Source organism: Actinokineospora iranica (genome assembly GCF_900101685.1).
Taxonomy (GTDB): domain Bacteria; phylum Actinomycetota; class Actinomycetes; order Mycobacteriales; family Pseudonocardiaceae; genus Actinokineospora; species Actinokineospora iranica.
Genome location: NZ_FMZZ01000004.1, coordinates 159,161 through 183,193 on the forward strand (window position 1 = coordinate 159,161; position 24,033 = coordinate 183,193).

Consider the following 24,033-nt stretch of genomic DNA (forward strand, 5'->3'; position numbering starts at 1 on the left):
AAACGTCCGTAACCAAGGAGTGACTCTCTGTGCCCGCCGGCCCTCCCTCACACCGCCGTGTCCGCCTCGGCCTCGCGCTGCGCGACGCGCGCAACGCGGTCGGACCGAGGGGAATGTCGCAAGTGGACGCCGCAGAACAGGCCGGAATGAGCCAGCCCAAACTGGCCAAGCTGGAAAACGCGCACATCGTCCGGATAAAGATGGACGATTTGAACCGGCTCATCGCGCTGTACGGCATCGATGACGCCCAGGCCGAGGAATTGCGCCGGTTCGCGCGGTCGCCGTACAGCGAAAGCGGGACCTTTGTGGAAACCTCGCCGAACGCGGCGTGGTGGCAAAAGCACGAAGAGGTCGAACGCGACGCGCGCGTCATCAACGCGGTGCACCTGCAAGCCCACGACGGCCTGCTCCAGAGCGAAGAGTACATGCGCAGGCAGTTCGAGTTAGGCGGCGCGGTCAGTGTCGAGCCGAAGATCCGAACCCGACTCGCCCGGCAGCGCGCGATCCTCATGCAGGACTCCCCACCGGACTGCACGTTCATTCTTGATCAAGCCTGTCTGCACACCGACATGGGCGACCCGATCATGATGGCCGCGCAACTGCGACACCTGCTCGCGCTGTCCGATCTGCCGCACATCACCATTCTCGTCAAACCCTTCGGCGCGGCTTTTCCAGCGGCCACCTACGGGTGGACTTTCCTTAAATTCGACAGTGTCCTCATGCGAGACTTCGTCAGCGTGCAGTACGAGGTCGGCGCCGCCACGATCGATGACGACGAGGCCCTGCGCCTGTTCCAGACCCGATGGGAACAGATTCGCGGCGCCGCACTGTCCGAAGTCGACACGCGTAAGCTCATCCGTCGCGTACTGACCGACACCGTCAAGAAAGCGAAAGGGCTGTAGCGACACATGCAGAAGTACGACCCGATCACCTCCGCCGCCCGGTTCCCCGAACAGAGCTGGCTCAAGGCCACCGCCAGCGACGCCAACGGCACCGGCTGCGTCACGGTCAACATGGCCCTCAAGAGCCAGGGGATCATCGGCCTGCGCGACAGCAAGCAGCCGGAGGTCGGCGCGTTCGTCTTCGACCTCGACGAGTGGGCGGGGTTCCTGCACGGCGCCAAGAACGGCGAGTTCGACCTGTGAATCGCGGGCGCCGTTTCCGGCGCCCGTCAGGCAGACCCCTGGCGACCGGTCCCAGACCGATCGCCAGGGCGTCGAAGCTGAGAACAGCGCAGGCCCACTTCCGGTAAGCCCCTCCGGTGTTACACAATGCGTCGGGGGCTCAATACGCGTGGTTGAGCACACCTACCTGGGGGTAAGCACGTGCGCATCCTGGTGCTGGGGCCGGTGCGAGTCCGGATCCGGGACGCCGAGGCCCATCTCGGCGGACCCGAGTCGAAGGCTCTGCTCTCGGCGCTGCTGCTACAGGCTCGGCAGGTCGTCCCGACCGACCGGCTGATCGGCCTGCTCTGGGACGATTCGCCGCCGCGGTCGGCGGCCGCGTTGGTGCGGGACTACATCTCGCTGCTGCGGCGGGGTCTCGCCGCGGCGGGTTGGGCGGAGGCACTGGCGGCGCGCTCGCAGGGCTACCTGCTCGCTGTCGACGCCGCCGACAGCGACTTGGAGACGTTCGAGCGGACTCTCGCCGCGGGCAGGCAAGCCGAACGCGCCGCCGACCACGGCGCCGCGGCCGAGCGGTACGGCCAGGCCCTTGGCCTGTGGCGCGGGCCAGCGTTCTGCGGGATCGACGCCGGTTTCGCCCGCGCCCGCGCGCGGGTGCTCGCCGAGGAACGGCTGAGCGCGGAGGAGGGGCTGGCCCGGTGCCTGCTCGCGCAGGGCCGCGCGGGGGAGCTGTGCGCGTCGCTGCGCGCGTTGGTCGTGGCGAACCCGCTGCGCGAAGAGGCCCGCGGTCTGCTCATGCGGGCGCTGGTCGAGACCGGCAGGCAGGCCGACGCGCTGGCCGTGTACCGCGAACTCGCCGAGCCGGGCGAGCCGCTGCGCGACCTGCACGAGGCGATCCGGTCCGGCGCGCTGGAGCGGCGGGTGCCGCGGCAGCGGGTGGAGACGACCACGCCCATGAACTTATCCGGGTTACCCGGCCCGCCGAGGGTCGTGCCGGGAAACCTGCCGCCGGACATTTGCGACTTCACCGGCCGCGCCGAGCCCCTGGCCACCGTGCTGCGCCTGGCCGAGGCCCCCAAACCCGATAAGTCCGCTGGGTCCGCTGAGTCCGCTGAGTCCGCTGAGTCCAGCGGCGCGCGCACGAGCCCGCCGACCGTGGTGGTGTCCGGTTTCGGCGGGTCGGGGAAGTCGGCGCTGGCCGTGCACGCCGCGCACCGGCTGCGCGCGCGCTGCCCGGACGGGGCGCTGTTCGCCGACCTGCGCGGCCGCGACCGCGACCTGGGCGCGTTCGATGTGCTGGGCCGGTTCCTCGGCGCCCTGGGCGTCGCGGGCAGCGACCTGCCCGCGACCGTGGCGGATCGGGCGGCGCTGTTCCGGCGGACGGTGGCGGGCCGCAGGCTGGTCATCGTGCTGGACAACGCGCGCAACGAAACGCAGGTGCGCCCGCTGTTACCCGACGACCCGCACTGCCTGGTGATCATCACCAGCCGGTCGCGGCTCACCGGCATCGACGGAGCCACCCCCGTCGAGCTGGACTTCTTCAGCACCGAAACCGCCGTGGAGATGCTCGGCAAGATCATTGGCGCGGACCGGGTGGCCGCAGCGCCCGATGCGGCCGCGCGGATCGCGACCCTGTGCGGGGGCATTCCACTGGCCATCCGGGCGGCCGGGGCGAAGCTGCTGGCCGAGCCGGACTGGCCGCTGCCCGCGCTGGCCGCGCGGCTGTCCGACGAGCGCCGCAGGCTCGACGAACTCGCCGTCGGCGACCTGGCGGTCCGCTCCAGCCTGCTGCTCAACTACCGCGAGCTGGACGACCTGCAGCGGCGCGCGTTCCACCTGCTCAGCGTGCTCGACCTGCCCGACTTCGGCTGGTGGCTGGCCGCCCCGCTGCTCGACATCCCGCTGGAAGATGCGCAGGACGCCGTGGCGCGGCTGGTCGACCTGCGGCTGCTTGAGGTGGCGGGCCTCGACCGCATCGGCCGGGTCCGCTACCGCCTGCACGACCTCGTGCAGCTGTTCGGGGCGGAGCACGCCGAGGTGGACGAGCCTGCGGACATGGTGGCCGCCGCGGTGTCGCGCACGCTGGCCACCTGGATGGCGCTGGTCGAGGCAGGCTCACGCAAGCTGCCCAGGGTGACGCTGCGGCTGCGGCCGAATCTGGCGGCCAACGTGGAGGTGGACCCCCGGCTGGTCGCCGAGGTCGAGGACAACCCGACCGAGTGGCTCAAGTCGGAGACCGCCACGGTGGTGCGGGCCGTGGAGCGGGCGCACGACCTGGGCATCGACGGCATGACGACGCTGCTGATCACGACTCTGCTGTCGTCCCCGTTCGCCGCGCGCAACGAGTTCGACGGCTGGCAGCGCACGCACGAGGTCGCGCTGACCGCGGCCCGTTCGACCGGCGACCGGCAGGCCGAGGCCGTCGTCCTCGCCGGGCTTGGCCAGTTGCACTACGAGAAGGACGAGTACGCCGCGGCGCTGGAGCACTTCACCGCTGCCGTGGCGCACACGGCAGCGACCGGCGACGACGCGACCCGGGCGGTGGCCCTGGTCGGGCTCGGCACGGTCCGCCGCGACCTGGCCGAGATCGCCGGCGCGCGGCGCGACCTGGCCGCCGCCGCGGACGTCGGCGCGCGCATCGGCGACGGCAGCGTGGTCGCGGCGGCCCGCTACGGCCTGGCCGCGATCAGCCGCGACCACGGCGCGATGGCCGACGCCGTGACCGGGTTCGAGCGCTGCGTCGAGCTGTACCGGGGGCTTGCCGACCTGCGCGGCGAGGCGCTGGCGCTGCGCGGGCTGAGCCTGTGCCACCGCGCGCGCGGCGAGCACGGGCAGGCCGCGGAGCTGAGCGAGCGGGCGGCGGCGGTGCTGTCCGCCGCGGGCGACGAGTTGGGTGAGACCTACGCGCGGCAGTCGTGGGCCAAGGCGCTGCTGCGGCTGGGCGCCAGCGGTCACGGTCAAGACACCACTGGCAAGGGCATCGCTGGCCAAGACATCATCGACACGCTCACCGGCTGCCTGGCGACCTGTGTCAGCCAGTGCGACCGGTTCGGGGTGGCCCTGATGACCAGGACCCTCGGCGAGGCGCACCTCGCGCTCGGCGACCGGGCCCTGGCCGCGGACGTGCTTGGCGCCGCGCTGCGCGGCTGGGAGGACCTGGGGCTGCCGCTGTGGCAGGCCAGGACCCTGCGCGATCTCGCAGCGGCCGACCCGGCGCTGGCCGACGCGCACTGGCGGCGGGCGACCGCGCTGTTCGCCGCGTCCGCAGGGCGCGAGGCGGCCGAACTCGCCGCCCACACCCCGGCCTCCTGGTACGAGCACGTGCGATCAACCCACCGATAGTGGCGGCTAACTCCGCGCGTACCGGGCATCCGAGGTGCCATGAAAAGCACCCACGGACGCGGAAACCGCCTGGTCCGCGCGATCCTGGCGACTCTCGTCGCCACGACAGCACTGACCGGCGCCGCCTTGTCGACCGATAACGACCGCCTCCACGAAGCGCGCCACAGCACACCGGTAGACCGGGGGAAGCTGCCCGCGCTGACGACTACCGCCGCGCCGATAACCGGCGAAGAGGTCCTTGCCCGTGCCAAACACTGGGTCGACCTCGCCGTCCCCTACGACAGCGGCGCCACCTTCGAGGGCTACCGCCAGGACTGCTCCGGCTTCGTGTCGATGGCCTGGAAAGCCGACCGCAACCACACCACCAACGACCTCGACACGGTCAGCCACCGCATCGACAAGGACGACCTGCGCCCCGGCGACATCCTGCTGTGGAAGAACCCGAACTGGCCCGCCGAGGCGGGGCACGTGCGGGTCTTCGGCGGCTGGGTGGACCAGGCGCGCGACAAACACTGGGTGTACGAGCAGAACCCGCCGCACACCGTCCGCCGCGACTACCGGTGGACGGACACAGCCGCGCACTACCAGCCGTACCGCTACCACCAGCTGATCTAGGTCCTGAAGACCTACAGGTAAACCGACAGCGCCAGGCACCCGATCCAGGACGCGCCGAGGACCTGTAGCACCCGGTCCCTGAGGGCGATGTCCTCCGGCTCACCCGCGTGGCCGCCGTCGACGTCGACCGCGTAGCGCAGGACGGCGATGACGAACGGGACGATCGAGATGACCGCCCACACCGAGTTGTTCACCTCGCGGATCTCGAACGCCCACAGCGAGTAGGTGGTGATCATGATGGCGGCCGAGGTCGCCCACACGAACCGCAGGTAGCTCGACGAGTACTTCGACAGCGACGAGCGGATCTTCGCGCCGGTCTGCTCGAACAGGATGATCTCGGCGTAGCGCTTGCCGGACACCATGAACAGCGAGCCGAACGCGGTGACCAGCAGGAACCACTGCGACAGCGGAATCCCGGCGGCGACACCACCGGCGATCGAGCGCAGCAGGAATCCGGACGCGACGATGCACAGGTCGATCACCGGCTGGTGCTTGAGCCCGAGGCAGTAGCCAAGCTGCACGGCCGCGTAGACGGTGAGCACGATGACCAGCGGCCAGCCCGACAGCAAGCCCACCGCGAGCGACGACAGGAACAGCACCACCGCCAGCCCGTAGGCGAGCTGGACCGGCACGATCCCGGCCGCGATCGGGCGGTTGCGCTTGGTCGGGTGCTCGCGGTCGGCCGCGACGTCGATCGCGTCGTTGACCAGGTACACCGACGAGGACACCAGGCAGAACGCGGCGAACGCGATCGCCGCGTCGACCAGCACGTCCCGCTCGAAGATCCGGTTCGCGGCGAACGGGGCCGCCAGCACCAGGACGTTCTTCACCCACTGGCGCGGCCGGGCCGTGCGGATCAGGCCGCCGACCACACTGGTGCGCCCCGACACGGCGGCGGGCTCGGTGACGGTCCCGCTCACCAGACCACCTCACAAGTTCGGTGGTCTCGCGTGCCTACGCACTGCGTCAATGATTCGCTCGCAAGCTCGCTCATGCGACCACCTCACAAGTTCGGTGGTCTCGCGCGCCCACGCACTGCGTCAAAGACTCGCTCGCAAGCTCGGTCATCGCCGTCCCCTTCGCAACCGCCTGCGCAGCACCCCGCCGAGCACCGCGCCCAGCGCGGAGCCCGCCAGGACGTCGGTCGGGTAGTGCACGCCCAGGACGAGCCGGGAGACCAGCATCGGCGGCACCAGCACCGGCACCAGGCTGCGCCCGGTGAGCCCCGAGTACAGCACCGCGGCCGCCGTCGTGGACGTCGCGTGCGAAGACGGGAAGCTGAGCTTGCTCGGCGTGCCGACCAGGATCTTCACCGACGGGTCGTCCGGTCGGGGCCTGCGCACGACCCGCTTCACCGCGATCGACGCGGCGTGCGCCGCGACCACGCCGCCCGCGGCGACCAGCCAGTCCTTGCGCCGCTTGCGGTCGACGGCGGCGCCGACCAGGCCGAGGGCGAACCAGCCCGCGCTGTGCTCGCCGAACAGGGACAACCCGTGGGCTGCCTTCACCACCGCCGGTGTGCCGATGGCGCCCTGCACCCGGCTCAGTGCGGCGGTCTCCCGCCCCACGGCGGACGCGCTGCGGTCCACAATTACCTCCTGATCGCGGGTGGCTCCCCCGACCTGAATCGGGGGAGCGCCCACGATGTTTCTATACGTCGATGGAGCCCTCCAACGGGGCCCCTTCAGTGAGATGCGGAGCGATCTTGTTGTCGAACACCGACAGCGCCGAACCGATCGCCATGTGCATGTCGAGGTACTGGTAAGTGCCCAGCCGCCCGCCGAACACGACGTTCTTCGTCGCCGCCTCAGCCTTGGCAAGCTCGCGGTAAGCCGCGACCTTCGCCCGGTCCTCGGGGGTGTTGATCGGGTAGTACGGCTCGTCCTGCCCCTCGGCGAACCGGGAGAACTCGCGGACGATGACCGTCTTGTCCGTCGGGTAGTGCTTGCGCTCCGGGTGGAAGTGCCGGAACTCGTGAATCCGGGTGAACGGGACGTCCTCGTCGTTGTAGTTCATGACGGAGGTGCCCTGGAAGTCGCCGGTCGGCAGGACCTCGGTCTCGAAGTCCAGGGTGCGCCAGCCCAGCGTGCCCGCCGAGTAGTCGAAGTACCGGTCCAGCGGGCCGGTGTAGACCGTCGGCGTGCCCGCGGGGATCTTGTCGCGCACGTCGAAGTAGTCGGTGTCGAGGCGGACCTCGATGTTGGGGTGCGCGGCCATCTTCTCCAGCCACGCGGTGTACCCGTCGACGGGCAGGCCCTCGTAGGTGTCGTTGAAGTACCGGTTGTTGAAGGTGTAGCGGACCGGCAGTCGGGTGATGATCGACGGCGCCAGTTCCTTCGGGTCGGTCTGCCACTGCTTGGCGGTGTACCCGCGGACGAACGCCTCGTAGAGCGGGCGGCCGATCAGCGAGATCGCCTTCTCTTCGAGGTTCTGCGCCTTCTCGGTCTCGATCTCCGCGGACTGCTGCGCGATCAGCGCCCGCGCCTCGTCCGGGGTGAAGGACTTACCGAAGAACTGGTTAATCAGCGCCAGGTTCATCGGGAAGGAGTAGACCTGTCCCTGGTAACGCGCGAACACGCGGTGCTGGTAGTCGGTGAACTCGGTGAACTGGTTCACGTAGTCCCACACCCGCTTGTTGGAGGTGTGGAACAGGTGCGCGCCGTAGCGGTGCACCTCGATGCCGGTCTCGGGTTCCGGCTCCGAGTAGGCGTTGCCGCCGATGTGCGAACGCCGGTCCAGCACAAGCACACGCTTGTCCAGCTGGGTCGCGGTCCGCTCCGCGATCGTCAGGCCGAAGAATCCGGACCCGACGACGATCAGGTCGTAGCCGTCGTAGTTGTCATGGGTGTCTGCCGCCGCGCTCACGGTGCTGGAGGCTACCCGCGTCAGCCCCCGGGGTCGCCCCCGGGCGCGGGACGGCCCCGGCACCATTCCCCCCTGCGCCGGGGCCAGGTGTCCCCCACTCACCCCTCCGGGTTTCCTCCCCTGCCTTCTCGGACGCCCAAGGGCCCCGGTCCGTTGCCCTCCGGGCCATTCCCTTGTGCCGCGGATTGGCGGGTGGCCCAGCCGCCGAGCAGCGGGAGCACATCGGCGGCGACTTCTTCGAGCACGGTCTCGCGGCCCGCGTACGGTCCGTCGGCGCGCGGCCAGTGGGTGATCACGTCGGTGAACCCGGCGTCGCGGGCGCGGCCCACGTGCTCCTGGAACGCGCCGACGCTCTCCAGGGAGTACAGCGGGGAGGCGTCCACGCTGACGTAGCGGGCCACCTTCGCCGGGTCGCGCCGCTGCGCGGCCAGGATGCCGTCGAACCGCCGCGCCCGCCGCTCCACGTCGCGCCACCACTCGTCCACCGTCGTGGCCTCCCGCGAGCCGGTGGTGACCCACCCCTGCCCGTGCCGCGCGGCCACCAGCATCGCCCTGGGCCCGTTGGCCGCGACGACGAACGGCACCCGGGGCCGCTGCACGCAGCCGGGCGCGCTGCGCGCCTCGGTGGTGCGGTAGAACTCGCCGGAGTGCGTCGTCTTGGGCTGGATCAACAGCGAGTCGGTCAGCCGCACGAACTCGTCGAACCGGTCGGCCACCTGGTCGGGGGTGATCTCCTCGTTCCCCATGACCACGCGGTCGTACCCGCCCGCGCCGCTCGCCCCGGACCCCAGGCCGAGCAGGAACCGCCCGTCGGAAATGTCGTCGATGGCCAGGATCTGCCGGGCGAAGGGGACCGGGTGCCGGAAGTGCGGTGTCGCGACGAGCGTCCCGAGTCTGATCCGCGAGGTGACCATGGCGGCGGCGGTCAACGTGGTGATCGAGTCGAACCACGGGCCGTCGACCAGGGTTCTCCACCCCAGGTGGTCGTAGGTCCAGGCGTGGTCGAAGCCGTATTCCTCGGCCCCCCGCCAGCAGGGCTCCGCGGCCCACCATCGATGTTCGGGAAGGATCACAATGCCAACGCGCACCAGGCGAACCTATCGCTCAGAGCCCACGATTCAGGCCGAGGTAACCAAGCCCACCCTGGACAGCCGCCCACGTCGGGGAGGATAAGACGGTGGACAACCCCCGCCTCGTTGCCTCCGACGTCGACGGCACCCTGCTCGACCCGATGGACCGCGTCTCCCCTCGCACCCTGGACACCATCACCAGGGTCCGCGCGGCCGGAGCGCCGTTCGTGCTGGTCAGCGGCAGGCCCCCGCGCTGGATTCCCCCGGTCGCGGCCCTCGCGGGCCTGGAGGGCTACGCGGTCTGCGCCAACGGCGCCATCGTCTACGACATCACCTCCGACGAAGTCCTCTCCGCGCACTCGCTCGACCCGATCCTCTTGCACGACGTCACCCACACCCTGGAGACGGTCCTACCGGGCATCCGGGTTGCCACCGAACGCGCGGAAGTCGGCGCGGACCTCGGCGTCACCGCGTTCGCGTCCGAGCCGGGGTACAGCAATCCGTGGGGGGACGCGGAGAACAACGTGCGGCCTCGTGCGGAAGTGCTCGGGCACCCGGCCAGCAAACTGCTGATCCGGCACCAGGGCATGACCAGCCATGAGATCGCGCTGGCCGCCACCGAACTGCTGGGCGACGCCGTTGACGTGACTTACTCGACTGACCGCGGGCTGATCGAGGTGTCGGCGCCCGGCGTCACCAAGGCGACGGGGCTGGCTGAAGTGGCTGGTTTGCTGGGGGTTCCGCAGACCGCGGTGATCGCGTTCGGGGACATGCCCAATGACATCGAGATGCTGCGGTGGGCGGGGCATGGGGTGGCTATGGCCAACGCTCATCCCGCTGTGAAAGCCGCCGCGGACGAGGTGACGGCCAAGAACTCCGAGGACGGGGTGGCTCGGGTGCTGGAGCGGTGGTTCTGAGGGGGCTTGCTTTCGTGGGGTTGCTCGATGGGGTGGAGTGGTTTCTTCGGGGCCCCTACGAAGGAAGATCGCCCGTGTGAAAGAGGGTGGGAAGCCTGCGGCATCACACGCGCGGCCAGCTTAGCGATCTTCCTTCTCCCCCGAAGAAACCACTCCACCCCATCGAGCACCTGGCAGCGTTGAGTCCGGCTGGCAGGAGGGCGGGTTCGCTGTCCCGCTGCGGTCGAGCCCCCGGCAGGGTCTGGCTTCCTTGGCAGGTGAGAGGGCTGGCCGCTTTACCCCGTCAAGCACCTGAGAGGTCGGGCTCGGTTGGCAGGTGAGTGGGGTGGGTTCCTCAAGGTGAGGCGGCGCTCGGGGAGCACCGCCTCACCTTGATTCAGTTGTTTTGTTCAGTTGTTTGTCGAGCTACTTGCTTGCGACCTTGCGGTACTTCGCCACCGCGATGGGGGTGAAGATCACCAGGATCGCCACGCAGGACACGATCGCGAACAGGACCGCGTGCTGGGCAGGCCAGGACTCGGGGCGGGCGGCCAGGACGCCGGGGCGTTCGTTGCCGAATAGCTCGCGGGCCGCGTCGGCGACGGCGGTGACCGGGTTCCACTCGGCGAAGACCTTCAGTGGGCCGGGCATACTCGACGCCGACACGAATGCGGACGAGATGAAGGTGACCGGGAACATCCAGATGAAGCCCGCGCTCTGGGCGACCTGGACGTTGCCGGAGAGCATCCCGATCCAGGCGCCGATCCAGGACATGGCGAACGAGAACAGCAGCAGCATGGCGTAGCCGATGACCGCGTCCACGACGCTGCCTCGGATGCGCCAGCCGACCAGCAGGCCGCAGACCGACATCACCAGCAGGCCGAGCGCGCTGACCACGAGGTCGGATGTGGTGCGGCCGACCAGCACCGCCGCCCGGGACATGGGCAGCGAGCGGAACCGGTCGATGACGCCCTTCTCCAGGTCGGCGGCCATGCCGATGGTGGTGTAGGCGGAGTTGAACGCGACCGTCTGGGCGAAGATGCCGCCCATCAGGAACTCGCGGTACGCATCGGGGTCGTTGCCGATGCTGTTGCCGAAGACGAACGCGAACAGCAGCACGAACATGATCGGCTGCAGGGTCGCGCCGAGCAGCAGGTCGGGCTGGCGGCGCACGTTCATCAGGTTGCGCCACGTGACGACACCGCTGTCGCGGGTGCTCGCGGAGATCGTGGTCATCGGGACTTCGCCTTCCTGCCCTTGCTCTTGCCCTCGGGCTCGGCGGTGGGCTCGTCCTCGGCCGAGTGGCCGGTCAGGGAGAGGAACACGTCGTCGAGGGTCGGGCGGTGCAGGGCGACATCGAGGACGGTGACGCTCTGCTGGTCGAGCCTGCGCAGCGCTTCGACCAGGGCCTTCGGGCCGGTGTCGACCTTGACGTGCACGCGCCGCTGGTGGTCCTCGGTGACCGGCTCGTCCGAGCCGACCTCGGACAGCACCTGGGCGACCGCGGCAAGCTCGCCCGGCTCGCCCACGACGATCTCCAGCCGTTCGCCGCCGACCTGGGCCTTGAGCTGGTCGGCTGTGCCGTCGGCGATGACCTTGCCGTGGTCGATCACGAAAATCTTGTCGGCGAGCTGGTCCGCCTCCTCCAGGTACTGCGTGGTGAGCAGCACCGTGGCGCCGTCGGCTACCAGTTCGCCGATGACCTCCCAGGTGTCGAGCCGCCCGCGCGGGTCAAGCCCGGTGGTCGGCTCGTCCAGCACGACGACCGCGGGCTCGGCGACCAGCGCGCCCGCGAGGTCGAGCCTGCGGCGCATACCGCCGGAGTAGGTCTTGGCTGGCCGGTCCGCGGAGTCCTGAAGCCGGAACCGGGCCAGCAGCTCGCGGGCGCGGGCCGCCGCGTCGGTGCGGTTCTTCCCATAGAGCCTGCCGACCATGTAGAGGTTTTCGTAACCGGTGAGGTGCTCGTCCACGGCCGCGTACTGGCCGGACAGGCCGATCGAGCGCCGGACGGCGTCCGGGTCGGCCACCACGTCGTGGCCCGCGACGAAAGCCCGCCCGGAGTCCGGGCGCAGCAAGGTAGTGAGGATTCGTACGGTGGTTGTCTTCCCGGCCCCGTTGGGGCCGAGCAGACCGAGGACGGTGCCTGCGGGGATCTCTAGATCGACACCGTCGAGGGCGCGGGTCGACCCGAAGGTCTTGACCAACGCTTCCGCGCGCACAGCGATCGAGGACGCGGGCGGGGGCATGTGCCCTCCCTGGATAGTCCGAATGAGTCAGTGCCCGGAGGGTAAACCGGGCCACCGACAAAGTCGGCCCATTTTCGCCGAGGGCGGCACCCGATCGGCCCAACTCACACCACTGAGGGTGAGGAACCTAGAGGTCGACCCCGGTCCACTCCAGGCAGTGCCACCCCGCCTGCCACCCCACCCGCGACCCCGAGCCGCGCCACTCCATCAGCACGTGCCCGGTGTTGGGCAGCGGCCGCGCGTTGGCGAGCTGGGCGCCGATGTTGTCGCACAGCCAGTCGGCGACGAGCCGGATGACCCCGCCGTGGCTCACCAGCAGGACCAGGCCGTCCGGATGCCGGTCCTGGATCTCCCGGAGGGCGGGGAAGTAGCGTGCGCGGATCTCTTCGCCGCTCTCGCCGCCGGGCATCGCCGCGGCCAGGTCGCCTTCGGCCCACCGGGTGAAGACCTGGCCGAACAGCGTCATCGCCGCGTCGTCCGAGCGGCCCTCCAGGTCGCCGACCTGGAGTTCGTGCACGCCGTCGACGACAACCAGCGGCAGCCCGTGGGTCTTCGCCAGCGGCTCGGCGGTCTCCCGCGCGCGGGTGGCGACGCTGGCGTAGACGGCGGCCACGGGTTCGTCCGCGAGCCGTTCTGCGAGGGCGGCGGCCTGCCTGCGGCCCATCCCGGTCAGCGACGGGCCGGGCGGGCGGGAGTCCAGCACGTGCCGCACGTTCGCGGGCGTCTCACCGTGCCGGATCAGCATCACCCGCAGGCTCACGCGTCCTCCCCGCGGCGCAGCGCCGCCAGCCAGGCCGCTGACTCCCGGTAGTCGGTGTCGCCGGTCCCATCGGTCACTGTCGACGCCACACCGTCCGCTTTGGGATAAGAGCCGAGGAAGCGCACGCGTTGGCTCCGGCGGTGCAAGGCGGCGAGAGCGTCGCCTACCCGCTGCTCGGCGATGTGGCCGTCGAAGTCCAGGTAGAAGCGGTACTCGCCGAACCGGTTGCGCAGTGGGCGCGACTCGATCCTGGACACGTTGATCCCGCGCATCGCCAACTCGGTGAGCATCGCGGCCAGCTCGCCCGGCCGGTGCGACACGACGACGAACACCGACGTGCGGTCGGCCCCGGTGGGCTCGGGGAGCGCGCCGGGTCGGGAGAGCACCAGGAACCGGGTCACCGCGTCCGACTCGTCGGCGACCTCGGTCGCCAGTTCCGCCAGCGGGTAGTGGGCTGCCGCGACCGGGGCCGTGACGGCGGCGTCGAACTCCCCCGCCAGCACGCCGACGGCGGCGGCGGCCGTGGAGGTCGACGCCAGCTGGGTCACGTTCGCCATGTGCTTACCGAGCCACTGTTGGACCTGTGCGAGCGCGTGCGGGTGGCTGGCCACGGTCTGCACGTCCGCGAACGTCGCACCGGGACGGACCAGCACGGAGAACCGGACCGGCAGCACGCGCTCGGCGACCGCGACGACGGGCGCGTCCCCGGCGAGAGTGTCCATCGTGGCCGACACAGCGCCCTCGACCGAGTTCTCCACCGGCACGCACGCCAGGTCCGCCTCACCCGCGCGTACCGCGGCGACGGCAAGCGGGATCGTCGGCAGCGGCACCAACTCCGCGTGCGCGTCGAACGCCGCGGCGGCCTGCTCGGTGAAGGTTCCTCGGGGCCCGAAATAGGCGATTCTCGGCACGCGCTCACCCTACGCACGATCGGGGAACACCTGTCACAGACCGTCTACGCTGCCCAACGTTGTTCCGTTGATTGCCAAACAACGGTTACCGCCGGTGCTTCCCAGATGCCATGCTGGGAGTGTGACCGCGGATTCGGAGACCGGGACGGCGGCGGTGCCCCGCCGGATATCCGGCACCCCAGACCTGGTCCTGTGCGCGGTGAGCGAGTCGCTCGCCGCGGCGTGGGAGACCGCGGCCGAGGGCAGGCAGGACGTCCGGGTGCACCGCGGGTCGGTGCTGGATGTGCCCGCGCACGCCGTGGTGTCCCCGGCGAACTCGTTCGGCTGGATGCGCGGCGGCATCGACGCGGTGTACGCGCGGGCCTTCCCGGGCGCGGAGCAGCGCGTGCGCAGCGCGGTGCTGGCCTACCACGGCGGCGAGTTGCCGGTCGGCGAGGCGCTGATCGTGCCGACCGACGCGGTGGCCCCCGCGTGGCTGATCACCGCGCCGACGATGCGCGAGCCGTCGCAGATCCTGGCGCACGACACCGTCCATCCCTATCTGGCGGCGAAGGCCGTCTTCCGCCTCTGGCGCGACGGCACCCTTGACGACGGCACCCCGGTCCGCGCCGCCGTGCACACCATCGCCATGCCCGGGTTGGGCACCGGTGTCGGCCGGGTGCCACCCGAGGTGTGCGCGCGGCAGGTCTCGGTGGCCTGGGACGAGATTTTCCTCGAAAGCTGAGTTCTGATCACCTCGCCGCAGGTCATCGGGTGTTTCATAAATCGGGCGTTCACCGAAACGTCACGTGCGCCACACCGTAGGTCCCCCGATCGGTGTAATCGGTCACAGCGCAAACCCGTGCTGAGCACCTACGTTGACGCTAGGTACGCCCATCACAACTCGGCGAGGAGTCGGACATGGCGCGGGTGCGCGAGCTGAGCCCGTATGTCGAGCTCCGCCGCGAGCAGTGGCGTGAACTGCGCAAGTCGACGCCCCTGCCGCTGACCTTGGACGAGCTGGTGCGGCTGCGCGGCCTGCGCGACCCGGTCGACCTGGAAGAGGTGGTCGACGTCTACCTGCCCCTCTCCCGGTTGATCTCCCTCCAGGTGGCGGCCCGGCAGCGCCTGTACGAGTCGACCACCGAGTTCCTCGGCGAGGACCCCCGGGCGGGCCGCAAGGTCCCGTTCGTCATCGGCATCGCGGGCAGCGTCGCGGTGGGCAAGTCCACCACCGCCCGGCTGCTGCGCACCCTGCTGGCCCGCTGGCCCGACCACCCGCACGTCGACCTGGTCACCACGGACGGCTTCCTGTTCCCCAAGGCGGAGTTGCTGCGGCGGGGGCTGATGAGCCGCAAGGGTTTCCCGGAAAGCTACGACCGCCGCGCCCTGCTGCGGTTCGTGTCGGAGGTGAAGTCCGGCGCGGAGGAAGTGCGCGCCCCCGTCTACTCCCACCTGGCCTACGACATCCTCCCGGACGAGGAACAGGTGGTCCGCAGGCCGGACATCCTGATTGTCGAGGGCCTCAACGTCCTCCAGCCCGGCGCCCGGCTGGCGGTGTCGGACCTGTTCGACTTCTCGATCTATGTGGACGCCCACTCCGACGACATCGAACGCTGGTACGTGGACCGTTTCCTGGCCCTGCGCAGCACGGCCTTCGCCGATCCCGCCTCCCACTTCCACCACTACGCCGCCCTCACCGACGCCGAAGCCCAGGCAGAGGCCGTCCGCCTGTGGAAGCAGACCAACGAGCCCAACCTGGTCAACAACATCCTCCCCACCCGCCCCCGCGCCACCCTGGTGCTCCGCAAAGGCGCGGACCACCGCATCAGCCGCGTCCGACTCCGTAAGCTCTGACCCGTGATCCGCGTCCTGCTGGTAGACGACCACGAAGTCGTCCGCCGCGGCCTGCGAGACCTCCTGGACGGCGAAGACGGCATAGAGGTCACCGCGGAAGCCGGGAGCGTCGCGGAAGCGCTCACCAGGGCGAACGCGGTCCCGGTAGATGTGGCCGTAGTGGACGTCCGCCTCCCCGATGGCGACGGTGTGGCCCTGTGCCGCTCCCTGCGGTCCCTGAACCCAGCCCCCCACTGCCTGGTCCTCACCGCGTTCGACGACGAGAACGCCCTGGTAGAGGCCATCATGGCAGGCGCGGCAGGCTATCTGCTCAAACAAGTGCGCGGCCAAGACCTGGTGACAGCCGTCCGAGAAGTAGCCGCGGGCAGGTCGCTCTTGGACCCGGTCACCACAGCCCGAGTCCTGGACAGAATGCGCCGCACAGCCGAAACCGATGAACTGGCAGGTCTGACCGAACGCGAAAGAGCGGTACTGGACCTCATCGGCGAAGGCCTCTCCAACAGGGAAATCGCCGAACGCCTCTTCCTGGCCGAGAAGACGGTCAAGAACTACGTGACCTCGGTACTGGCCAAACTAGGCATGGAACGCCGTACCCAGGCAGTAGCCTGGATCGCCCGCCGTCACACCCGCTGACCAAGGGGAACCTCCCACACCACGGTGGTCCCACTACGTGGAGAAGACCGCACATCACATCGTCCACCCAGCTTCTCAGCCCGCTCACGAAGATTCTTGAGCCCCCGCTGGGTAACGCCCTGGGGAATGCCGCAGCCGTCGTCAGCGACGGTGAGCCGCAGAACATCCTTGTCACGGCGAAGACGAACAGCGACCCGAAGAGCACCAGCGTGTCGAACCACATTCGACAGCGCCTCACGCAACGCTGCCCGAGTGTGATCGGCGACCACAACCGGCACGTCCCGGATGTCATCGGGAAGATCGAACGACGGCTCGAACCCCAACAGCTCCCGGGCGATGGCGATCTCCGCCCGAACCGAATCGGCGAGATCGGCAGGTTCCTCAGGATCAGGGTTCCGCAGAGTGCGAACCACAGCCCGCACATCGGCGATGGCGGCGTCCAACTGGTCCACCGCGTCCCCCAACCGAGCGGCATCAGCCTTCGCGAGCTTCTTGGCGGGCCGACGCGCGAGCAGATCCAACTGCATCCCAGCCGCGTACAGCCGCTGCACGATGACGTCGTGCAAATCGCGGGCAAGCCGCTCACGTTCTTCGTACACACCAACCCGCTGCCGGGCGTTGGCGCCGTCCGCGAGGACCAGAACCAGCCCTGCCTGCGCAGCGAAGGCGGTAAGCACCTCCACCGTCCCCCGCATGAACGGCTTCCCTGACCGACGGCGGTAAACCGTCAACGCCCCAAGCCGACTCTCCCGAGTGCCGAACGGCGCGGCGGCGAACGGCCCGAACCCCCGCAACTCGGCAGGCACATAGGGCGCGGTGCGCGGATCAGTCACCATGTCGTCGGTGACGATGGGAACCCCGCCACGCGCGACCCGAGCCGCCGACGACCGCGGCGAGAGCACCAGTCCCACTGGATCGAAGTCGCGAGCGCCGTAAGCGGCCTCCACGACGAGCGACCCGTCCCCGCTGCCTGCCATCACCAGCCCCAGATCCGCCTCGGCGAGCTCGGCCGCCGCGCGCACCACCAAGTCCAGCACCGCGTCCGGGTCACGCCCGGACAGCGCCGCCGTGGCGATCTCGGTGGACGCGGTGAGGGTCCGCGCGGCAAGAGTGGGGTCCATGAGCTGCATCCCAGGTTAAGCCCTCACGCGCGCGACCTCGCGCACCTCGCCATCGGACACCTGGAGAATCACATCGGCGTCGTCAGCTTCCTCGGCCCGGTGGGTCACGTGCACGATGGTGCGGCCCGCCAGGGTCTCCCGCACCCCGGCGAGGACCCGGCGGGCAGTGGGGACGTCGAGGTGCGCCGTCGGTTCGTCGAGCAACACCAGCTCGGCGTCGGCGAGCAGCGCACGCGCAAGAGCGATCCGTTGAGCCTCGCCTCCCGAGACAGCGGTCGCGCGTGCGTCCAGATCCAGGTAACCAGCGGCCGCCCGGGTAAGAGCGGCCCGTAGGTCGTCGTCGCTCGCGTGTGGCGCGGCCAGCCGCAGGTTCTCCCGGATGGACGTGCCCACCAGCATCGGCTCCTGCGGGCACCAGGCAACGGTCGCGGGCCGGGTCACCGTGCCACGCTCGGCGTCGAGAAACCCCAGCAGCAGCGCCATCAGCGTGGACTTGCCAGCACCGGACGGCCCGACAACGGCGACATACGCGCCCGGCTCGATCCGCACGTCCACGTCCCGCAGCGCGGGCCGGTCGGCGCCAGGCCAGCGCACGTCCACCCCGTCGAGCCGCACCCCCGGCCCTGCCGCGAACCGTGCCGAGAACGGCGGCGCGTCGGTATGCGTGTGCGCGGCCCGCAGAGCGGGCAGATGCGTGATGGCAGGCGGCAGCAGGGCGAGCGCTTCGGCGACCGCGAGCGGCACCAGGGCGACGATCGGCACGAGAACCGGGTCGATCCGACTCGCGGCGAGCGCGGTGGAGGCGACCGTGGCCATCCCCAGCGCGAGGGTGATCAGCGCCAGCGCCGCACCCGCCCCGAACGCCTGCTTGCGGGCCCGCGCGACCAGCGCGGCGTCGGCGTCGGCCAGGGCCGCGCGCCGAGCGGTGTGCCTGCCGAACGCGATCAGGTCGGCAGCCGAGTCGAGCAGCGTCAACACCCCGCCCGCGACGACCCGCCGCCCCTGCGCAAGCGCTTTCGTTGCCTGTCTCTCCACCACCACGGCGATCAGCGGCGCGCCCACCCCGGCGACCAGCACCGCCCCGGCCAGCACCACCCCCGCGACCGGCAGGATCACCGCCTGGATGACCACCGCGGCCACCGCCACCCCGGCCGCGACCAGCGGCGGCACCAGCACCCTCGGCGTCAGATCGCGCACCGCGTCCACGTCGTCCACGAGCCTGCGCAGCCCTTCTCCCCGCCGCAGGCCAAGCGTCCGCGCGGGCCCGAGCCGCACGAGACCCCGCCACAGCCGCACCCGCGAACCGGTGGCCGTGCGGAAAGCCGCGTCGTGCGTGACCAGCCGCTCGACGTACCGCAGGCCGGCACGCGCGAGCCCGAACGTGCGCACCCCGACGATCGCCACCGACAGCGTCAGTATCGGCGGCTGCTGCGACGCCTTGGCGATCAGCCAGGCCGACAGCGCCGCCAGCACCACCCCGCAGGTCAGCGACCCCGCGGCCAGCGCGGCCCCGGCGAGGGTCCGCCCGCTGAGCAGATCGCGCAGCCGCCCAACCCGGGTCACCGCGTTGTCGACCACCGCCACGGCCGCGCCGGGAGCGCCCACCGGTTCGACTCCCCCATCGACCCTCCGGTGGGTGGCCAGCAGCACGGCGGTCCCCCGTTGCGCCGCGCGGTCGACGGCCGCCATCACCAGCGCGGCCGTGGCGGGGTCGAGGGCGGCGGTCGGCTCGTCGAGCAGCAGCAGCCGGGTGCCCGGCCGCAGCAGTGCCCGCAGCAGAGCCACCCGCTGCCGCTCCCCCTGGGATAGTTCGTCGATCCTACGATCCAGTAGTTCAACAATCCCCAGATCAGCGGCGGCCGACCTCAACTCCGCGACCGGCACCGGCCCGACCTCGGCAGCCACGGTGGATTCCGCGAAAACCGGCTTTTGCGGTACCCAGGTGACGATTTGTCGCCAAGTCGACATGTCGATGTCAGCCAGCGGCACGCCGTCGACCAGCACGTTTCCGCCGGACGGGGACACGAAGCCGAGCAACACCCCGAAAAATGTCGACTTCCCACTTCCACTGGGCGAGTCGAGCCGCACGACCTCCCCGGGCCGCACGACCAGCGACAGCCCGTCCGGGGCGAACCCGTCCCGCCGCCGCACCCACAGCCCCTCGACTCGGATCTCGCCGAACTCCCGCACCGCCCGCCCGCCGGGCACGGGCGCGACCGGAATCTGGGCGACCCGCCGGACCGCCTCCATCCCGTCCTCGCTCGCGTGGTGCGCCGCCCCCGCCGCCCGCAGCGGCAGGTAGCACTCGGGCACGACGATCAGCACGAACAGCCCGACCGCCAGCGACAGGTCTCCCCCGACCAGCCGCACCCCGATCACCACCGCTACCAGCGCCACGGAAAGCGTCGCCACCAGTTCCAGCGCGAACGCCGACGAGAACGCCACCCGCAGCACCCCGAGCGTCCCCCGCCGGTGCGCCTCCGACACCGCCCGCACCGTCTCGGCCTGCGCCTCGGCGCGACGGAACGCGGTGAGCACCGGGAGCGCGCGCACCAGTTCCAGCAGGTTCCCCGACAGCCGTTCGGTCGCCGCCGCGGCCGGTCCGACCCGGTCTTCGGTGTAGCGCCCGATGAGGATCGCGAAGAGCGGGATCAGCGGCACTGTCATGGCGACCACGACCGCTGACGGCCAGTCGACCACCAGGATCACCGCGCCCACCCCCAGCGGCACCACGGCGGCGGTGACCAACGCGGGCAGGTAAGTGCCGAAGTAGGCGTCGAGCGCGTCGAGCCCCTTGGTCGCGAGCGCGGTCAGCTCACCCGGCCCCCGCTCGGCGATCCACTCCGGCCCCCGCGCCAGCGCCCGGTCGATCAGCACCCCGCGCAGTTCCTCCTTGGCGCCCGCCGCCGCCCGCGCCGCGACGACCTGCGTCGCCCACCCCAGCAGGGCCCGCGCGACGACCGCCCCGGCGAGGACGGCGAGCGCCCCCGACGGCATCCCCCGTCCGCTCACCACCCCCGCCAGGGCCGAGGCGAGCGCCCACGCCTGGACCACGAGCGCGGCCGCGGTCATGGTGGCGAGGACGCCGCAGGCGAGCAGCGCCCGGCGCGCTGACGGGGACAGCCCCGGCAGCGCGCCGAGCGGCCCCCTCCCGAGCCGACTGGCGGGTCGAGGTCGCTCGGGAGAGATCGGGGGGTTCACGGGACGTGCACCGGCGGGATGTGCGCGGTGCTGACGCGCTTGCGGAACACCCAGTACGTCCAGCCCTGGTAGACCAGCACCGCGGGCGTGCCGAACAGCGCGACCCAGCTCATGACCTGGAGGGTGTACGGGCTGGACGCGGTGTCGGCCACGGTCAGCGAGAACGCCGGGTCGAGCGTCGAGGGCAGCACGTTCGGGTAGAGCGCGCCGAACAGCGCGATCACCGACGCGGTGATCAGCACGCCCAGCCCGGCGAACGCCTGCCCTTCCCGCCCCAGCGCGAGCCGCTGGAACGCCACCGCGCCCGCCGCCGCGGCCACCCCGACCGCGAGCCAGGTCCACAGCGACCCGGATTCAAGCTGCACCAGGATCAGCAGCGCGGCCAGCGGCAGCAGCGCCCCCGGCCCGAGCCGCAGCGCCAGCGCGCGGGCCCGGTGCCGGATGTCGCCGTCGGTCTTGAGCGCGACGAACACCGCGCCGTGCGCCAGTGAGAACCCGGCGACGGCCAGCGCCCCCAGCGCCGCCTCCGGGGTGATCGCGGCGAACGGCGAGCCCACCCGGTTGCCGTCGGCGTCGAGCGGGAGCCCGAACATCATCGTGGCGAGCAGCAGTCCGACGCCGAGCGCGGGCAGCCACGACCCGGCGACGATCACCCGGTCCCAGTTCCGCCGCCAGCGCTCGGTGTCGACCTTGCCGCGGTACTCGAAGGCGACGCCGCGGCCGATCAGCCCGAGCAGCACGACCAGGATCGGCAGGTAGGCCGCGCTCAGCAGAGACGCGTACCAGCCGGGGAATGCGGCGAAGGTGGCGCCGACGGCGACGATCAGCCAGACCTCGTTGCCGTCCCACACCGGGCCGATGGTGTTGACCATGACGCGGCGTTCGGTGTTGTCCTTGGCCAGCACGGGAAGCAGCATTCCGACGCCGAAGTCGAAGCTCTCCAGGAACAGGTAGCCCAACCAGAGCAGGGCGATCACGCAGAACCAGACGACCGAGAGTTCCACAGTGGACTCCTAGTAGGCGAACGCGAGCGTGTCGCTCGGCTTGTCGGATTCCGGTTTGTCCGGCGGCATGACGCCTGCGACTCCGGCGCGGGTGTAGCGGGCGATGAGGAACACCTCGACCACGGCCAGCGCCGCGTAGACGACGGTCAGCGCGATCAGCGAGGTCAGCACTTCGCCGCTGGTCAGCCCGGACACGCCGCGCGCGGTGAACATCCACACACCGTCCACACCGGACGGGTTGGGTGCGACGACGAACGGCTGCCGCCCCATCTCGGTGAAGATCCAGCCGAAGCTGTTGGCCAGGAACGGTGTCGCGATCCCGGCGAGCGCGAGCCGGGGGAACCACTTGCTCTTCGGGACGCGGCCCCCTCGGGTGAGCCACAGGACCGCGACCGACGCGAGCGCCGCCAGCGCCCCGAAGCCGATCATGAACCGGAAACCCCAGTAGGTGACCGGGAGGTTGGGCACGTAGTCGATCGGCTTGCCGGACAGCTCGCCCAGCCGCTCGTCGACCGGGTAGTTGGTCCCGTAGCGCTCCTGGTACTCCCCGACCAGCTGCTCGATGCCGCGCACCTCGGTGGTGAAGTCGCTGTGCGCCAAGAAGGACAGCAGCGCGGGCACGGTGATCGACTTGACGTTCTCGCAGTCCGGCCGGGTCACATCGCCCACCGCGAAAACCGAGAACGCGGCAGGCTGCTCGGTGTGGCACAGGGCCTCGGCGGCGGCCATCTTCATCGGCTGCTGCTCGAACATCAGCTTGCCCTGCAGGTCCCCGGTGATCGCCAGCGCGGCGAACGACACCACGCCGACCCACCCGCCGAGCTTCACCGACGCCCGCCACACCGGCCCGTCGTCGTCGCGGCGCCGCCACAGGTGCCAGGCGCCGATGCCGACGAGGAACGCGGCCCCCACCGCGAAGCACCCGGCGACGGCGTGCGGCACGGCGGTGAGCGCGGTGTTGTTGCCCAGCACCGCCCAGATCGAGGTCAGCCGGGGCCGCCCGTCGACCATCTCGACGCCGACCGGGTGCTGCATCCACGAGTTCGCCGCGATGATGAAGTACGCCGAGGCGATCGTGGCCAGGCTGAACGCCCACGCGCAGGCCAGGTGCACGCGTTTCGGCAGCCGGTCCCACCCGAAGATCCACAACCCGAGGAACGTGGACTCCACGAAGAACGCGACCAGCCCCTCCATCGCCAGCGGCGCCCCGAACACATCCCCGACGAACCGGGAGTACTCACTCCAGGCCATCCCGAACTGGAACTCCTGCACGATGCCGGTCACCACGCCCATCGCGAAGTTGACCAGCAGCAGCTTCCCCCAGAACTTCGTCATCCGCAGGTACTTCACATCACCCGTGCGCACCCACGCCGTCTGCATCCCGGCGACCAGCACCGACAGGCCGATGGTCAGCGGGACCATCAGAAAGTGGTAGACGGTGGTGATGCCGAACTGCCACCGCGCGAGTTCCAGTACGTCCACGCCGACCAGCCTGTCCCCGCGCGCGCCCGGACAGTAGGTGCCCGGGTCCCGCGTGGACGGGACGTAGGTCCCGTGAGCGGAGACACGTCCACGGCCACGGGTCCGGCGGTTAGGATCGGGACAGCCAGAGGGGAGTAGTTCCGACGGCCAAGCGTCCATGACGAGTGGCCCGGCGAGGACATCGACATACTGACTCGCGTGCGAGTCCGGTGCCTCACCCGCTTCCAGGAGCGGGCGAACGAGACCTCCGGCCGGGTTCACTCATGCCCGGTCGGAGAAGACTCGCCTTCCTCCGTCCGGGCCCGGACGTAGAGGACTTACCGTGGGCACAGCCCTGATCGCGTTCGCCAGTGCTTTCGCGTTGGTGTTCGTCGTGGAACTGCCGGACAAGACGCTGGTGGCCACTCTCATCCTGACCACCCGCTACCGCGCGTGGCCCGTGTTCGTCGGGGTGACCGCCGCGTTCGCCGTCCAGTGCGTGATCGCCGCCGCGTTCGGGGGCGTGCTCACGCTCCTACCGGACCAAGCGGTAGCGGGGATCGTCGCGGTCTTGTTCGCCGTGGGCGCGTTTCTCTTGCTGCGGGAGGGGTTTTCTGAGCAAGAGTCCGATTTGGATGAAGAGACTTCCGCTCAGCAGACCGTGCCCTTTTTGCGCGCTGCCCTGACCTCGTTCGGTGTCCTCTTCGCGGCGGAATGGGGGGACGCTTCCCAGATCGCCACGGCGGGCCTGAGCGCGAAGTACGCGGCTCCGGTGTGGGTTGGGCTTGGCGCGTGGCTGGCTCTGGTTTCAGTTGCTGGGATCGCGGTTCTGGTGGGCAAGAAGATCGCTGAGCGCATCAAGCCGCATCTGATCCAGCGCGTTGCGGGGGTGGTGTTCGCGGCGTTCGCCCTGTTCGCGGCGTATCAGGCGCTGTTCGCGTAACGTCC

21 protein-coding genes are annotated in these 24,033 nt (G+C 70.4%); 9 read left to right on the forward strand and 12 right to left on the reverse strand.

From position 1 onward, the window contains the following. The first annotated feature begins 29 nt into the window (after window positions 1-29). The 4 genes from BLS56_RS10720 (at window position 30) to BLS56_RS10735 (ending at window position 5,081) form a co-directional block, all read left to right on the forward strand. Entirely contained in the window at window positions 30-902 is an 873-nt protein-coding gene (locus BLS56_RS10720; RefSeq protein ID WP_091449836.1) for a helix-turn-helix domain-containing protein, read from the forward strand. Between the two features lie 6 nt (window positions 903-908). Continuing rightward, entirely contained in the window at window positions 909-1,145 is a 237-nt protein-coding gene (locus BLS56_RS10725) for a DUF397 domain-containing protein (protein ID WP_091449837.1), read from the forward strand. Between the two features lie 180 nt (window positions 1,146-1,325). Continuing rightward, window positions 1,326-4,466, forward strand: a complete 3,141-nt coding sequence (locus tag BLS56_RS10730) for an AfsR/SARP family transcriptional regulator (protein ID WP_091449838.1) — start codon at window positions 1,326-1,328, stop codon at window positions 4,464-4,466. A gap of 39 nt (window positions 4,467-4,505) precedes the next feature. Further along, window positions 4,506-5,081: an NlpC/P60 family protein gene (locus BLS56_RS10735; protein ID WP_091449839.1), complete on the forward strand. Its 576-nt coding sequence runs from the start codon at window positions 4,506-4,508 to the stop codon at window positions 5,079-5,081. A gap of 11 nt (window positions 5,082-5,092) precedes the next feature. Here BLS56_RS10735 and BLS56_RS10740 read toward each other — a convergent pair whose 3' ends face one another. The 4 genes from BLS56_RS10740 to BLS56_RS10755 form a co-directional block, all read right to left on the reverse strand. After that, window positions 5,093-6,001 carry a decaprenyl-phosphate phosphoribosyltransferase gene (locus BLS56_RS10740; protein ID WP_228771544.1) on the reverse strand — a complete coding sequence of 303 codons (909 nt, stop codon included), beginning with the start codon at window positions 5,999-6,001 and terminating at the stop codon, window positions 5,093-5,095. A 144-nt stretch (window positions 6,002-6,145) separates the two neighbouring features. Then, window positions 6,146-6,649, reverse strand: a complete 504-nt coding sequence (locus tag BLS56_RS10745; protein WP_407640508.1) for a phosphatase PAP2 family protein — start codon at window positions 6,647-6,649, stop codon at window positions 6,146-6,148. Window positions 6,650-6,731: 82 nt separating this feature from the next. Then, window positions 6,732-8,012 carry a UDP-galactopyranose mutase gene (gene glf / locus BLS56_RS10750; RefSeq protein WP_091449842.1) on the reverse strand — a complete coding sequence of 427 codons (1,281 nt, stop codon included), beginning with the start codon at window positions 8,010-8,012 and terminating at the stop codon, window positions 6,732-6,734. 32 nt (window positions 8,013-8,044) lie between these two features. Next, window positions 8,045-9,034, reverse strand: coding sequence for an LLM class flavin-dependent oxidoreductase (locus tag BLS56_RS10755; protein WP_091449843.1), 990 nt, complete (start codon window positions 9,032-9,034; stop codon window positions 8,045-8,047). A gap of 89 nt (window positions 9,035-9,123) precedes the next feature. Between BLS56_RS10755 and BLS56_RS10760 the strand changes: the two genes are divergently transcribed. After that, window positions 9,124-9,933: a Cof-type HAD-IIB family hydrolase gene (locus BLS56_RS10760; protein WP_091449844.1), complete on the forward strand. Its 810-nt coding sequence runs from the start codon at window positions 9,124-9,126 to the stop codon at window positions 9,931-9,933. 405 nt (window positions 9,934-10,338) lie between these two features. On the opposite strand, the gene BLS56_RS10765 is transcribed toward BLS56_RS10760, so the two are convergent. From BLS56_RS10765 to pheA, 4 genes are all read right to left on the reverse strand, one after another. Beyond that, window positions 10,339-11,148: an ABC transporter permease gene (locus tag BLS56_RS10765; RefSeq protein WP_091449845.1), complete on the reverse strand. Its 810-nt coding sequence runs from the start codon at window positions 11,146-11,148 to the stop codon at window positions 10,339-10,341. Beyond that, entirely contained in the window at window positions 11,145-12,158 is a 1,014-nt protein-coding gene (locus BLS56_RS10770) for an ATP-binding cassette domain-containing protein (protein ID WP_091449846.1), read from the reverse strand. The genes BLS56_RS10765 and BLS56_RS10770 overlap by 4 nt, the downstream gene beginning before the upstream one ends. A gap of 127 nt (window positions 12,159-12,285) precedes the next feature. Next, window positions 12,286-12,918, reverse strand: coding sequence for a histidine phosphatase family protein (locus BLS56_RS10775; RefSeq protein ID WP_324187512.1), 633 nt, complete (start codon window positions 12,916-12,918; stop codon window positions 12,286-12,288). Then, window positions 12,915-13,829, reverse strand: a complete 915-nt coding sequence (gene pheA, locus BLS56_RS10780) for a prephenate dehydratase (RefSeq protein WP_091449847.1) — start codon at window positions 13,827-13,829, stop codon at window positions 12,915-12,917. Before pheA ends, BLS56_RS10775 begins: the two co-directional genes overlap by 4 nt. A gap of 121 nt (window positions 13,830-13,950) precedes the next feature. On the opposite strand from pheA, the gene BLS56_RS10785 reads away from it, so the two are divergent. From BLS56_RS10785 to BLS56_RS10795, 3 genes are all read left to right on the forward strand, one after another. Beyond that, window positions 13,951-14,553, forward strand: coding sequence for a macro domain-containing protein (locus BLS56_RS10785; protein ID WP_091449848.1), 603 nt, complete (start codon window positions 13,951-13,953; stop codon window positions 14,551-14,553). A gap of 176 nt (window positions 14,554-14,729) precedes the next feature. Continuing rightward, window positions 14,730-15,665: a type I pantothenate kinase gene (gene coaA / locus BLS56_RS10790; RefSeq protein WP_091449849.1), complete on the forward strand. Its 936-nt coding sequence runs from the start codon at window positions 14,730-14,732 to the stop codon at window positions 15,663-15,665. Window positions 15,666-15,671: 6 nt separating this feature from the next. Continuing rightward, window positions 15,672-16,298: a response regulator gene (locus BLS56_RS10795; protein ID WP_091450056.1), complete on the forward strand. Its 627-nt coding sequence runs from the start codon at window positions 15,672-15,674 to the stop codon at window positions 16,296-16,298. Here BLS56_RS10795 and BLS56_RS10800 read toward each other — a convergent pair. From BLS56_RS10800 to BLS56_RS10815, 4 genes are all read right to left on the reverse strand, one after another. Then, a complete protein-coding gene (locus BLS56_RS10800; protein ID WP_091450057.1) occupies window positions 16,286-17,419 on the reverse strand; it encodes a GAF domain-containing sensor histidine kinase in 1,134 nt (377 codons plus the stop codon). The two genes, BLS56_RS10795 and BLS56_RS10800, sit on opposite strands and share 13 nt — an antisense overlap. 15 nt (window positions 17,420-17,434) lie before the next feature. Continuing rightward, window positions 17,435-20,542: a thiol reductant ABC exporter subunit CydD gene (gene cydD, locus BLS56_RS10805; RefSeq protein WP_091450058.1), complete on the reverse strand. Its 3,108-nt coding sequence runs from the start codon at window positions 20,540-20,542 to the stop codon at window positions 17,435-17,437. Window positions 20,543-20,616: 74 nt separating this feature from the next. Continuing rightward, the gene (gene cydB, locus BLS56_RS10810) at window positions 20,617-21,624 is read right to left on the reverse strand and encodes a cytochrome d ubiquinol oxidase subunit II (RefSeq protein ID WP_091449850.1); all 1,008 of its coding nucleotides are present in this window, start codon (window positions 21,622-21,624) and stop codon (window positions 20,617-20,619) included. A gap of 9 nt (window positions 21,625-21,633) precedes the next feature. Continuing rightward, window positions 21,634-23,106 carry a cytochrome ubiquinol oxidase subunit I gene (locus BLS56_RS10815; RefSeq protein WP_091449851.1) on the reverse strand — a complete coding sequence of 491 codons (1,473 nt, stop codon included), beginning with the start codon at window positions 23,104-23,106 and terminating at the stop codon, window positions 21,634-21,636. 322 nt (window positions 23,107-23,428) lie between these two features. Between BLS56_RS10815 and BLS56_RS10820 the strand changes: the two genes are divergently transcribed. Then, window positions 23,429-24,028 carry a TMEM165/GDT1 family protein gene (locus BLS56_RS10820; protein WP_228771545.1) on the forward strand — a complete coding sequence of 200 codons (600 nt, stop codon included), beginning with the start codon at window positions 23,429-23,431 and terminating at the stop codon, window positions 24,026-24,028. Window positions 24,029-24,033 lie beyond the last annotated feature (5 nt).

Coding starts and splice junctions, on each gene's coding strand:
- BLS56_RS10725 (WP_091449837.1), top strand. CDS start 909: ATGCAGAAGTACGACCCGATCACCTCCGCCGCCCGGTTCCCCGAACAG.
- BLS56_RS10735 (WP_091449839.1), top strand. CDS start 4,506: ATGAAAAGCACCCACGGACGCGGAAACCGCCTGGTCCGCGCGATCCTG.
- glf (WP_091449842.1), bottom strand. CDS start 8,012: ATGGTGCCGGGGCCGTCCCGCGCCCGGGGGCGACCCCGGGGGCTGACG.
- BLS56_RS10765 (WP_091449845.1), bottom strand. CDS start 11,148: ATGACCACGATCTCCGCGAGCACCCGCGACAGCGGTGTCGTCACGTGG.
- BLS56_RS10770 (WP_091449846.1), bottom strand. CDS start 12,158: ATGCCCCCGCCCGCGTCCTCGATCGCTGTGCGCGCGGAAGCGTTGGTC.
- coaA (WP_091449849.1), top strand. CDS start 14,730: ATGGCGCGGGTGCGCGAGCTGAGCCCGTATGTCGAGCTCCGCCGCGAG.
- BLS56_RS10800 (WP_091450057.1), bottom strand. CDS start 17,419: ATGGACCCCACTCTTGCCGCGCGGACCCTCACCGCGTCCACCGAGATC.